A 12,218-nucleotide genomic window follows, 5' to 3' on the forward strand; every position below is an offset into this window, starting at 1 on the left:
TTATCCGTTCAACCTTTTTATCTACTCTCCTCATGTCAGGCAGACTCACAAATAAAGTAGCCATTGTAACCGGCGGCGGCGCGGGCATTGGTGAAGCCATCAGCAAGAAATTCGCCCGCGAAGGGGCAGCCGTGGTCGTTGTAGGCCTCGATAGTGACCCAGTACGGGAAGTAGTAGATGAAATTCTGGCTGAAGGCGGCCGAGCTATTGGCTACCTCGGCGACATCTCCCGCGAAGAAACGGCCAAAGCTTGCGTAAAAGCGGCTGTGGAGGAGTTCGGCAAGCTCGATATTCTGATCAACAATGCCGGCGCATTCCCTACCGTCTCCACCATCGACAAATACCCCACGGAGGCGTTCGAGTACATGATCAAGAACAACATCTACTCGAACTTCATGATGACGCGGGCTGCCATTCCGCATCTGCAGAAAAGCAAGGGCAATATCGTGTCGGCTGGGTCAGAAGCCGGGCACATGGGTGAGCCACAAAACACGCCATATGGCGGTACTAAGGGCTTCGTGCACGCCTTCCAGCGTGGAGTAGCCGTGGAGCAAGCCAAATTTGGCGTGCGTTCCAACATTGTAGGTCCCGGCCCAATTGACACCGCCTGGACCCACAAAGAAACCGGCCCCATGAACGCCAAGATGGAAAAGCTGACGGTACAAGGCGTACCGCTGGGCCGGCGGGGCACCCCCGAGGAGGTAGCCAACGTGTACCTGTTCTTGGCTTCGGACGAGGCCAGCTACGTGACCGGTGCTACTTACTACGTTGATGGTGGCGTAACCATATCCAAAGGCCCTCACGGCGACGAAGTGCCCAGCCATCTCAAGCAGGAACCCTCCGGCGAGCTGAACCTGAAACACTCCAAAGACGGCAATACCAAAGTGCGCAAAGAAGCTCTGGCCTCCATGTCATAAATCACAGATTTAGACGGAGACATCAGATTTCACGAATTTCAACTCACAAGGGGTATTACTGCTTCGCGTGAGTTGGTATCGTATCAAAACAAAGAAGCCGTTCCTACCTAGGAACGGCTTCTTTGTTTTGATACGGCTGCACAGCCAAAATACGGTGCATTCGTCTATATCCGTAACGTTACTTTTGAAGGGCAGCGCCTACACCGGAACGGGACTGGGGTGGGCTGCCCAGGGCATGCTGGTTGCGCATCACATTTACTTGGCGGGCAGCTTCGTTGAAATACTCCAGACGACGAATCAGCATTTCCTTGGTGAGTACCCGGCCTTCCGGCGTGCGCATCATCGACTTCTTGTCGGCCAAAATCTGCTGCATGAGTGCCTCAGTGCCGGCTTCGTTCTGGCGGAATTGCGCATAGAACTCGCGCAGACGGCCCAGAACGTCATCTGTGGTCAGGCGGAACTGGCCGCCGGCCTGGTTGAGTACCTCACTCAGCACGTACACTTCCAGAGGCAACGAGACGCCCAGAGCTGTAGGCTGAATGTTGAGCCCCGCTTCTAGGCCGCTGAGAATAATTTCGAGGTTGCGCTCAAATTGCTGGTAATAACCGGCTGCTTCCACTATTGAAAAGTTGAGTGTTGAGGTGTGGATGATGAATTTAATAAGGTAGCACCGCTATACCGTGCTCCTGCGCAATTCAGCACCGCTAAAGGAGTTCTTTTACAATCTGGTCGATGCTGATGCCCTCAGCCTCGGCCTTGAAGTTGCGCACCAAACGGTGCCGCAAAATTGGGAGGGCTACGGCCTTTACATCCTCAATATCGGGCGAGTACTTGCCGTGTAGCAAGGCGTGGCACTTGGCCCCTACAATGAGGTGCTGCGAAGCCCGCGGGCCTGCGCCCCATTCCAGCAGTTGCGTAGCGCGTGCCGCTGCCCGACCCGTATTAGGGCGAGTTTTGTGCACGAGGCTTACGGCATACTCCACCACGTTATCGGCCACCGGCACGCGGCGCACCAGCTGCTGATATGCCTGAATTTCGGCGGCGTGCAGCACTTTGCTAACTGTTGTCTTGGTATCAGAGGTGGTATTCTTCACAATCTGCAGTTCAGCCTCGTAGCTAGGGTAGCCCAGCTCGATGTTGAACATGAAACGGTCGAGCTGAGCCTCGGGCAGGGGGTAGGTGCCTTCCTGCTCAATAGGGTTCTGAGTGGCCAGCACAAAGAAAGGACGCTGCAGGGGGTAGCGCTTACCGGCAACCGTCACGGCGTATTCCTGCATACTTTCCAGCAAGGCGGCCTGCGTTTTTGGCGGGGTCCGGTTGATTTCGTCGGCCAGTACGATGTTGGCGAAGATGGGGCCCGGTACGAAGTGAAAGTCGCGCTGCTGGTTGAGCGTTTCTGAGCCCACAATGTCCGAAGGCATCAGGTCGGGGGTGAACTGAACGCGGTTAAAGGAAAGGTCCAGCGAGTCGGCAATGGTTTGAATGAGCAGCGTTTTGGCCAAGCCGGGCACTCCTACCAACAGGCAGTGGCCCTGGGAAAAAACTGCCGTCAGCACCAGCTCCACTACCTCTTCCTGCCCGATAATCACCTTGCCGATTTCCTGGCGCAGCTTCTGGTAGGAACGGGCCAGCGCGTCGGCGGCTTCTTTATCGGAGGCAAATGTCATAGAAAGCAATCGGAAGGTTAAATACCAGTACAGAGACGGGAGAAGCAAGACAATGTTGCGGCGCTACGGCACAGCCAACGTCTTACTTCTCCCGGTCTGGTTCTTACTATTATAATGTGGCGTTCAGCAGCTGACAGCCAGAATACTCCGGATCAACTTCGAGGTACACCGTGCCCCGATTCTGGGCAAACCAGGCGTCGAGGGCTTTGTTTTTCTTCTCGTTCAGGGCCGCCGCCGCAATTTTCTGGTAGTCGTCGGTGAGGTTAGCCTGGTGAGGCGGCGTGTTTGACTTCAGCCACAGAATTCGTACGGCGTCTTTGCCATCGTCAGTGCGGTAGGGGAGGGGCGGCGTGATGCTACCCACCTTCATGGTGTCAATGGTAAAGAAGATAGCCGGGTCCAGCTGATCTAGTGGCAGGTAGGTGCTCCCGTCGCGGCGGTTTTGCAGCATGCCACCGTTACCGCCGCTTAGCTTGTCATCCGACTTATCCTTGGCGGCTTTAGCGAAGGTGAGTGAGTCGGCCAGAATCTGGCGGCGCAACTTAGTGAGCTGCTTCGCGGCCTCGTTGGTATCGGCAGTACCGGTTTCAGGCTTGAGCAGGATGTGGCGGGTGCTGAACGAGTCACCTTTGCGCTCAATCAGCTGAATCAGGTGGAAGCCAAATTGCGACTCGACAATGGGCGACAACCCGCCGGGCTCCAGGCGCAGGGCGGCGGCCTCGTACTCTGGTACCAGCTCACGGCGCTTGAAGAAACCGAGGTAGCCGCCTTCCGCCGCTGAGCCAGGGTCCTGGGAGAACTGCTTTGCCAGGGTAGCAAAATCTTCGCCGGCCACAATGCGGGCCCGCAAGTCATTCAGCTTGGCCTGAGCTTCCTGTTTGGCCTTGGAGTTGGTTTTGGCCAGCATCACAATTTGGCCTACTTCTACTTCAGTAGAGTAGTAAGGCAAACTGTCTTTGGGCATGCGCGAGAAAAACTGGCGCACTTCCCGTGGCGTTACGGATACCTTGCCAGCAATCTGGTCCTGCATTTTCTGCTGCACCAATTGCTCTTTCACTTGTATCCGCAGTTCTTCTTTCAGCTGCTTAAGCGGCTTGTTGTAGTATTCCTCTAGCTTCTTTTCGGAGCCAATCTGCTGCACGAAATACGCCATACGGCGGTCTAGCTCGCTTTTTACCTGGGTGTCCTCCACCACTACCGAGTCGGTTTCGGCTTTAGCCAACAGCAGCTTATTGAGGGCCAAGCTTTGTAGGATGCGGCACTTCGTATCCGGAGGCAACGGTTTGCCCTCGGCGCGTGCTTCTTCCTGAGCGTAGATGGCATCGAGGTCGGAGCGGAGTACAATCTGGTTATCGACTTTGGCAATGATACCATCGACGATGCGCTGCCCTACCGGCCGGCCAATGCCGAGCTGGGCGTAGCTGGCCGTGGCCGAAGCCGCCAACAGGGCCGCACTGAGCAGTGCTTTGCGGGCCGATACTTGCAAAAAATGAATCATGGAGTAGTTCCGTAATGCCGGGGCGCTTAACCAACGCTTCACCGGCCAGACAGCAGGCAAAACGCCAAAAGCTGCCCGTAAATTTCATCATAAATCCTTTCTCCGGCAAAAACAGGAGGTAGGGCTCAGTTGGTGCCCTTACTGCTTTGGAGAGGCAGTTTTTGCCAGTCGGGTTGCAAGCAGGCTACGATAAGGATCAGTGGGCTTGGCCCAAAAACAGCTCATCCTGAGCGAAGATTCCTCTCTTCACTCAGGATGACCTGTTGTGGCGTCGGCAGCCGGGTGCTACTTGGTCACCAGCTTATCTACTTCCGACTGATTGATTTTAACCGGGTACTTGCCTCGCAACTGGCTGAGCCATTCTTTCTCCAGGTAGTTCTGGTAGTCAGAGGTGGCTTGGCCGCGGGCTTCGTTTAGGGTTTTGGGGCCAGCAGGCAGCTGCTTGTCGATGATAACAGCGTAGTAGCGGCCATCCTGCTGGGCGGTGTACGTGCCGGGGGCGCTGCTCAGGAACTGATCCACGGCTTTATTTTCTCCCTTCTGGAAGTTGCGCTGTTGGATTTGCACAGCCAGCGGATTCTGGGCGTTCAGCATTTCCTCCATTGCCACCGGGTTGGTGGTCGTCAGCTCAAAAGCTACCTGCGAAGCGGCGGGTTTGGTTTCGGCAGTTGCGCGTAAGCGGTCAGTTGCTACCCCTTTTCCTTTCAGATAAGCCACTACTCGGTCGGCGCGGCGCCGAGCCAAGGCGGTAGTTTCCCCTTTTTTCACGCGGCCCACTGCGGTTACGTTCAGGCCCTGGTCGGCGGAAAGGCGAGCGGCCAAATCATCAAGTGCCGGTACGGAAGCAGGTAACTCAGCCGAGTTGGCCCGGAACGGCATCGGAGCGGGTAAACCGTTCTTCAGGGGGTAGCGCCCCACTTTCTGGTACTGCTGGGCTTTAGTCAGCAACTCGGGGGTAGCAGCACTGATAACTGTAGCTTGTACGCGGGGTTCCCACTGATACTTAGCTTGGTTTTCAGTGAAGAACTTCTGCAGCCCCACAGTATCCTCGATGGCCTTGCTCCACACTTTTTCATCCATGAGCTGGAACAACAGAATACCGTCGCGGTACTCCTTCACCAGCATGCGGTAATCCTCGTACTTGGTTTCCAGGTTAGCCTTTTCGTATTCGGTCAGGCTCTGGTCCACGTATTGGTCATAAAGCTGCTGCATAGCAAAGCGGGCATCGGCGCCGGGGCGGGGCTTCTGGTTTTGCTGCGCGAAGGTCAAGAAGTCTTTTACCAAGTAAGGCTTACCGCCAATGGTAAAGAGAGTCGAGTTGTCAGTAGGCGTTTTTGACGCTTTCATTACAGCTGCCGGAGCCGTGTAAGCAAAGCGGCCGGTTACCAGAGCGCTGTCAGCTTTAGAAAAGGCGTAGTCTTTACCAGCCTGATTTTCCGTAAAGTTATTCTCGGTGCGTACGCGCTTCAGGAAGGCCGTGCGGTTCAGTTCTGAACGGGAGTCTTTGGCTACCTTGCTTTTCAGGGTGGGTTCCATGGCCTCGAAAGCCGGCACGGGCTGCTTCTCAAGCAGCTTAATGATGTGCCAGCCGTAAGGCGTCTGGACGGGCTGCGAAATCTCGCCGGGCTTCTGCAGCTTGAAGGCTACCTCCTCAAAGCTCGGAATCATGCGGCCGGTGCCGAAGGGCGGCAACTCACCGCTATTAGCGGCCGAACCGGCATCCTCGGAAAACTGCGCTACCAGCTTATCCCAGTTTTCGCCGCGGCGGGCCAAGCGGTTGTACAGCTCATCTACCTTCTTGCGAGCCGTAACCGAGTCAGCGGCGGGCATGCCGGGGGTAGCCCGAATCATGAGGTGCGCCACCTTGATTTCGCCCTGTGCCGGGCGCACATCGTTCACCTTGATAATATGGTAGCCGAAGCGCGTGCGTACCGGTTGCGACACTTGGCCGGCCGGAGTAGCATAAGCTACTGACTCAAATGGATACACCATTTGCATAGCCGTGAAATAACCCAGCTTACCGCCATTTTCGTGGGCCGAAGGGTCCTCGGAAGCCTCACGGGCTACACGGCTGAAGTCTTCGCCGCCCGTTACACGCTGGCGCAAAGTCATTGCTTTCTGGTAAGCCGCTAGTGTGTCCTTAGGAGCGGCATCGGGCTGCACACGCACCAGAATGTGCGAAGCATTTACCTCCTTGCTCAGGCGCTCGTAAGCCTCGCGCACCAGCTTGTCGGTTACACTCTTTTCAGTGAGGTAGGGCTGGGCCAGCTGCTGCCGGTAGCCATCCAGCTCCCGCCGGAAAGCCTGGGTAGTATCGAGGCCGCGCTGCTCCGCTTCCAGCACCTTCAGCTTGAAATTGGTATAAAGGTCAAGGTACTCCTGTACACTGGCTTTGGTGCCGTATTCCGGGGCAGAGCTGTTGTTTTTGCGATATACGTAGGCAAACTCCGATACGGGAACTTCCGTGCTGCCTAGGGTTTCAATAGTAGGCGATTTGGCCGCGGTAGTAGATTTGGAAGCCTGGCACCCAGCCAGGAAGGCGGCCGCAGCGGTACTGGCAAGCAGAATGCGTTTGTGCATACAGAGATAAGGAATCGGCAAGGCGGGTAATCCGGCCGGACAATGGCCCGGGCACGAATAGCTACTGTTGCAATTTTACGGATTTTTTTTCGGGGCTCCGGGTGCGGATGCTCGTCCTTGAGAGGCTCAACCACAGTTACAAAAAAAGCACTCCATTGCGGGAGTGCTTTTCTGCTTTTGGTGCTAACGAGCTGCTAGCGAAGTTTCTTATATAACCGGCATACATTATGGGCTCCAACAGTGGTAAACTCCACCCGGTCCATAATCCGGTTCACTAGCATCATCCCTACCCCTCCTTTCTTACCAATACGTACATACTCCTGCAGGTCAGGCTCATGGTAGCTGGTAGGAGAGTAAGAAGTCAGGTTCGTGTCTTCGATTTCAATGCCAAACTCCTGGTTGACTACGCCCACGCGCACATCCAGAAACTGTGATTCATCTTCCCCATTGCCGTGGATAATAAGGTTGGCAACTACTTCATCCACAGCAAGTACTATCTGATTAATCAGTAAATCGGTGAGATGGTAGCGTAGTAAAAATTCGCTCACGAAGTCGCGCACCACCTTAAGGTTGCGGCGTGTGCAGCTGATTCGGATTGCGTGTTCCATTCCCCGCGGGTGCTCTCCTGAGCGACTAAATAGCAGTGGCTTCGGCCTCCGATGGCACAATGGTCATCAGAGAGTCGAGGCCTAAAATCTCGAAGACGTTGTGGACTTTCTCCTGCATATTGAAAAAAACCAGCTTTACGCCGGCATCCTGAAAGCGCTGCAGGTGCGAAATGAATACCCCCAGGCCGGCGGAAGAAATATAGTTCAGCTGCCGGCAATTAATGAGTACTTTCTGGTTGCGAAGAATTTCCGGCTTGCTCAGCTCTGTATCAAGTACTACTGACGAGCTGGCGTCCAGTTCGCCGTCCAGGCTTAGCGTGAGGCTATTTTCGGTTGACTGTTGAGTTATTTTCATACCTCCGTGCTACGTTAAACGCTGGGTTCGGGTTGAGAAGCTTTAAATTTAATGACTAGCAAGGTCTGGTCGTCGTGCATGGGTTGGCCCTTGCTAAACTCGTTTAAGTCGGTCAGAATCTGCTCCTTTATTTCGTCGGCATCGAGGTAGTACGTGCGCTCCAGCATCTGCCGGAGGCGGTCCTCGCCGTACTCCTCCTGATCAGCTCCACGTGCTTCCACAATGCCGTCGGTGTAAATCACCATTACGTCGCCGGGGTTGTAATCGTAGAACTGATTCTTGATGTGCTTTTCGTAGCCCTCGTTCCGGATGATACCCAGCCCCAGCCCCGCTGTGCGGAAGTATGACACTTCCTCCTTAATGGAGTGGTAGTACAGCGTGTGGCAGTGCCCAGCACGAGCGAATACAAAGCCCCCGTGTTCGTAGTCAATGATATATAGGGAGGCTGTGATGAAGGCCGCTTTTTCAAGGCAGCGGGCCAGGGCCGTGTTGGCCTGGGCCATAAACTTGCTGGGCACCGGAAATTTCTCCCGCTCATTACGGGCCAGCGGGTTTTCCTGCATGAGCGCATGAAAAATACCTTTCATCTGGGCCACGTGGAAAGCAGCCGTCACGCCCTTGCCCGATACGTCGCCGATGAGTACAGCCAGCCGCCTTCCTGGCAGGTGCAGGAAGTCGTAGAAGTCGCCCCCTACCTCGGTAGCGGCCAGAGCGTGGGAGCTGATTTCAAACCAGTTATCAATCGGGAGGTTTTTCGGGATGAGGCTGTCCTGCACCGCCGAGGCAATCTTCAGCTCATCCTGCACGCGCTGGGTGTCCAACGAAGCCTGCATCAGCTGTAGATTCTCGATGCTGAGAACGGTTTGGCTGGCAAAGGTTTGCAGAATGCTCAGGTTCTCACGGTCGAAGCTCTGGGTAGGCTCCTTGAGCATATACAAAGCGCCGTACTGGCGTTTGCTGGAGCGCAAAGGCATCACAATCAGAGAACCATACGCTAGATTCAGGTTTCGGAAGCCGCTGCTGTTGAGTAAGTCGTTGTTGAGGTACTCAATGTGTCCGAGGTTGTAGTCGGCCAGCAAGTGCTGAATTGCCTGTGCCTGCTCGGGCAGGATGTGGTAGTACTGCCCTTCGTATTCTTCCTCGGTGCCGGGGTCCAGCTCTAGCCAGGCGGCATCGGCATCCACCGTTTGCACCGACGACTCAAAGAACATCTGGTAGATTTCCCGAGAGCTTTGGCCTCGCTGGATCAACTGGGTTAGGCGCTGTAGCTTAAGAATTTCTTCGCGCTTCTGCTCAAAGACTCCGGCAGTAGGCAGGTTGAAAAAAGTAACCAGCAGCCCCATCAGAGCATAGAAACCAGCGAAGAAGGCATTCAGTAGCAGGAAGGCATTCTGGGTGGCCGGGGCTACCAGTTCTGGGTCGTGCTTAGCCTGCAGGAAATAGAACACAAATACCCCCATGCCGATAATCACGGCCAGCTGCAAAAGCACGGCCTCCAGTTTCTGATGCCGGTTGAGGTAGGCCACCCATTTCTGGTGGCTGCTGATGTAAGCCCCGAAAGCGGCCAGCACGCCTAGTAACGCAGTGCCCAATTCATAAGGCAGCGTCCAGGTGAACAAGCGCAGGAGCAGTGTAATGCCCAGCAATACTTCAAACCAGGTCCAGAGGCTCCGCAGACGGTTAGTGGAGCGAAACAAAACCAAAGAGCGCCAGGCGTAGTTGGTGCGCGCCAGCAGAACAACGAATAGCGCCACGTTCACGGTGTAGATAACCGTGTAAGTGAGCGAGCCAGTGGAGGGTAGCTTGTTCTGAATAAGTTGCTGCAGCAGGTGCAGACCCACGCAGGCCGTAGCTAACAACCCGGGCCCGAGCACGAGCTGCCGCAGCAATCCAATGAAGTTAAGGCCTCGCAGGCGGTCGGACCGGCTACGCTCCTGAATAAAAACGGTAGCGGTGAACACAGCCTGCATGAGCAGCAGCAGCCAGTTCGGCACCGCAACGGTAGGCTCCAGCAAGGTTGGGTGCGCGTATAGCAGCGTGCAAGCCAACAGCCCCAGCCAGCTCAGAATAGAAAGGGGTAGCAGAAAGGCGTTCAGCTTCTGGGCAGAAGACATGTAAGTGCGGGTACTAGGAATTCGGGAGGCTGGAAGGAGGCAAAGGAATGGGCAAGATAAGCGCTACTCCTGAAAAGCTCTGCCTACCCGGTGCATTTAGGGAGATGAGGGCTAGTACGTGAAAACGCAAAAAAAGCCGATGGCTTGGAAAACCATCGGCTTTTCAAGAAGCACAAGGGGTAGGCAGCTACCTACGGTTGTTAGCGGCTGCTGTAGTTGGGAGCTTCGCGGGTTATCTGCACATCGTGGGGGTGCGACTCGCGCAGGCCCGCTCCGGTGATGCGCACGAAACGAGCGTTTTGCAGTGCCTCAATGGTAGCAGCACCACAATACCCCATGCCTGCGCGCAAACCACCAGACAGCTGGTAGAGCACTTCGGCGGCTAGGCCTTTGTAGGGTACCCGGCCCACAATGCCCTCGGGCACCAGTTTCTTTACGTCATCCTCGGCATCCTGGAAGTAACGGTCTTTGGAGCCTTCTTCCATAGCTTCCACCGAGCCCATGCCCCGGTAGCTCTTGTACTTGCGGCCCTCGAACAAGGTCACCTCACCAGGCGCTTCCTCGGTGCCAGCCAGCAAGGAGCCAACCATTACGGTGCCGGCCCCGGCGGCCAAGGCTTTCACTACATCACCGGAGTATTTGATGCCACCATCGGCAATGAGCGGAACACCGGTTCCTTCGAGGCCGCGGGCTGCTTCCAGCACAGCCGAAAGCTGAGGAACACCAATGCCCGCAATAATGCGGGTGGTACAGATGGAGCCAGGGCCTACCCCTACTTTCACCGCGTCGGCGCCGGCGTCAACGAGGGCGCGGGCACCTTCGGCGGTGGCCACGTTGCCGGCAATAACTTCCAGCTTAGGAAACTGCTGCTTAATGCTGCGCACCGCATCCAATACGCCCTTGCTGTGGCCGTGGGCGGTATCTACGCTCACTACGTCCACACCGGCTTCTACTAGGGCGGCAATACGGTCCATCAGGTCGGCGGTAACGCCTACGGCGGCGCCCACGCGCAGGCGGCCGAACTCGTCTTTGCAGGCGTTGGGGGTGCGGCGGCGCTTCCGGATGTCCTTATAAGTGATAAGGCCTACCAAACGTCCTTCGGTATCTACTACCGGCAGCTTTTCTACTTTCGAGTCCTGCAGAATGTCTTCAGCCAGGGCTTGGTCGGTGCCGGCGTTGGCTGTTACCAGGTTGTCGCGGGTCATGACATCGGCTACGGAGCGCGTCATGTCTTTCTCGAAGCGCAGGTCGCGGTTGGTCAGGATGCCTTTCAGGCGGCGCTGCTCGTCCACAATCGGAATGCCCCCGATGTTGTTGTTACGCATCAGCTTTTTAGCGTCGGCGAGGGTAGCAGTTTCCTCCAAGGTGAAGGGGTCCAGAATCATACCGCTTTCCGAGCGTTTCACCCGGCGCACCAACTCGGCCTGGGCCTTGATGCTCATGTTCTTATGAATCATGCCGATGCCGCCTTCCTGGGCCATGGCAATAGCCATTTCGGCTTCGGTTACGGTATCCATAGCCGCCGAAACGAAGGGAAGCTTGAGCCGGATGTTGCGGGTGAGCTGGGAGCTGGGGTCGGCGTCGCGGGGCAGTACTTCCGAATAACCGGGCAGTAGCAGGACGTCGTCGTAGGTAAGCGCCTCGAAGGCAATTTTGGCAGCGTGGTCGGCCATGGCAACAAGTAGGTTAGGTTCCGCTTATTGCCGGGTAAAATTACGACAATAAAAATTATGCGTTGGCAGCGTCCTATGCTAACTTTTCGTTACGAGCATAGGAGGGGGTAACCGATACGGACTCCTCCACAGGCACTAATTGGAATACTTTGCATTCCGCAGGCTCTTCTTTGCGAGCTGCAGGCTGCCACCCAATCGGGGTGCGTTCCATCGTGTACACTGCTTCTGGCTCCGTTGCTGCTGGAGGTCGGTTACCCTCAGTCTTTTTTCCGGCGTGCCGTTCTACAACGGACCAGTACCGGGCGGCTTCTCGTTCGGCTGCTTCGGCGCGGGCTTCCAGTGCAGCAACTTTAATAAGTAGTTGTCCGATTTGCTCTGGCGTCAGTGTAGTGTGACTCAGGTAAGGTGCCTGCTCTTGCTTCATCTCCTTTGGGGCTGAGGCTTCTACTGGCACGAGGCTGCGCCCGTTGCGGAGCATGGGGCCGCTTCCTAAGAGCAGCCATTCGGGATTTACTTGGGGGTAAGCTGCCAGTAGTGAGCTGACAATACCCGCCTTGGGTTCTGTGCCGCTTTCGATGCTGGAGAGGGTTGTTTGCTTTATTCCTGTTGATCGGAACAAATCAGCCTGTGTGAGGCCCAACTCCTCTCGCAGCGCCTTAATGCGACTGCCAATGTGGTCCATATCGAAATGTCGTTAAATTGTTGTCCGAAGTTTTGCTATTACCGGATTATCGGTGTATGTTTACTACCGTTAGTCCGGTAATTCGGTGCAATTATACCGAAGAATCGGCATTAAGCAATAGTAA

At 55.7% G+C, this 12,218-nt stretch carries 10 protein-coding genes; 1 reads left to right on the forward strand and 9 read right to left on the reverse strand.

Translation table 11 applies throughout. From position 1 onward, the window contains the following. The first annotated feature begins 32 nt into the window (after positions 1-32). Positions 33-917 carry an SDR family NAD(P)-dependent oxidoreductase gene (locus DNI29_RS04220; RefSeq protein WP_110976797.1) on the forward strand — a complete coding sequence of 295 codons (885 nt, stop codon included), beginning with the start codon at positions 33-35 and terminating at the stop codon, positions 915-917. A gap of 178 nt (positions 918-1,095) precedes the next feature. Here the strand turns inward: DNI29_RS04220 and DNI29_RS04225 are convergent, their stop codons facing one another. From DNI29_RS04225 to DNI29_RS04265, 9 genes are all read right to left on the reverse strand, one after another. Next, positions 1,096-1,536: a hypothetical protein gene (locus tag DNI29_RS04225; protein ID WP_110976798.1), complete on the reverse strand. Its 441-nt coding sequence runs from the start codon at positions 1,534-1,536 to the stop codon at positions 1,096-1,098. Between the two features lie 85 nt (positions 1,537-1,621). Beyond that, entirely contained in the window at positions 1,622-2,584 is a 963-nt protein-coding gene (locus tag DNI29_RS04230; protein WP_110976799.1) for an AAA family ATPase, read from the reverse strand. A gap of 109 nt (positions 2,585-2,693) precedes the next feature. After that, positions 2,694-4,082, reverse strand: coding sequence for a peptidylprolyl isomerase (locus DNI29_RS04235; protein WP_238387995.1), 1,389 nt, complete (start codon positions 4,080-4,082; stop codon positions 2,694-2,696). 285 nt (positions 4,083-4,367) lie between these two features. Continuing rightward, entirely contained in the window at positions 4,368-6,662 is a 2,295-nt protein-coding gene (locus DNI29_RS04240) for a peptidylprolyl isomerase (RefSeq protein ID WP_110976800.1), read from the reverse strand. Between the two features lie 194 nt (positions 6,663-6,856). After that, complete coding sequence (locus DNI29_RS04245; RefSeq protein ID WP_110976801.1) at positions 6,857-7,270, reverse strand: ATP-binding protein; 414 nt, start codon at positions 7,268-7,270, stop codon at positions 6,857-6,859. A 25-nt stretch (positions 7,271-7,295) separates the two neighbouring features. Then, positions 7,296-7,625, reverse strand: a complete 330-nt coding sequence (locus tag DNI29_RS04250; RefSeq protein ID WP_110976802.1) for an STAS domain-containing protein — start codon at positions 7,623-7,625, stop codon at positions 7,296-7,298. Between the two features lie 14 nt (positions 7,626-7,639). Further along, the gene (locus DNI29_RS04255) at positions 7,640-9,739 is read right to left on the reverse strand and encodes a PP2C family protein-serine/threonine phosphatase (protein ID WP_110976803.1); all 2,100 of its coding nucleotides are present in this window, start codon (positions 9,737-9,739) and stop codon (positions 7,640-7,642) included. A 200-nt stretch (positions 9,740-9,939) separates the two neighbouring features. Next, complete coding sequence (guaB, locus tag DNI29_RS04260; protein WP_110976804.1) at positions 9,940-11,412, reverse strand: IMP dehydrogenase; 1,473 nt, start codon at positions 11,410-11,412, stop codon at positions 9,940-9,942. Between the two features lie 73 nt (positions 11,413-11,485). Beyond that, a complete protein-coding gene (locus DNI29_RS04265) occupies positions 11,486-12,094 on the reverse strand; it encodes a helix-turn-helix domain-containing protein (protein WP_110976805.1) in 609 nt (202 codons plus the stop codon). Positions 12,095-12,218: the final 124 nt, after the last annotated feature.

The organism is Hymenobacter sediminis (genome assembly GCF_003231285.1).
Taxonomy (GTDB): Bacteria; Bacteroidota; Bacteroidia; order Cytophagales; family Hymenobacteraceae; genus Hymenobacter; species Hymenobacter sediminis.

Bases quoted from the DNA above. Each gene is read 5' to 3' on its own strand.
- DNI29_RS04220 (WP_110976797.1), top strand. From the start codon at position 33: ATGTCAGGCAGACTCACAAATAAAGTAGCCATTGTAACCGGCGGCGGC.
- DNI29_RS04230 (WP_110976799.1), bottom strand. From the start codon at position 2,584: ATGACATTTGCCTCCGATAAAGAAGCCGCCGACGCGCTGGCCCGTTCC.
- DNI29_RS04235 (WP_238387995.1), bottom strand. From the start codon at position 4,082: ATGATTCATTTTTTGCAAGTATCGGCCCGCAAAGCACTGCTCAGTGCG.
- DNI29_RS04240 (WP_110976800.1), bottom strand. From the start codon at position 6,662: ATGCACAAACGCATTCTGCTTGCCAGTACCGCTGCGGCCGCCTTCCTG.
- DNI29_RS04245 (WP_110976801.1), bottom strand. From the start codon at position 7,270: ATGGAACACGCAATCCGAATCAGCTGCACACGCCGCAACCTTAAGGTG.
- DNI29_RS04250 (WP_110976802.1), bottom strand. From the start codon at position 7,625: ATGAAAATAACTCAACAGTCAACCGAAAATAGCCTCACGCTAAGCCTG.
- DNI29_RS04255 (WP_110976803.1), bottom strand. From the start codon at position 9,739: ATGTCTTCTGCCCAGAAGCTGAACGCCTTTCTGCTACCCCTTTCTATT.
- guaB (WP_110976804.1), bottom strand. From the start codon at position 11,412: ATGGCCGACCACGCTGCCAAAATTGCCTTCGAGGCGCTTACCTACGAC.
- DNI29_RS04265 (WP_110976805.1), bottom strand. From the start codon at position 12,094: ATGGACCACATTGGCAGTCGCATTAAGGCGCTGCGAGAGGAGTTGGGC.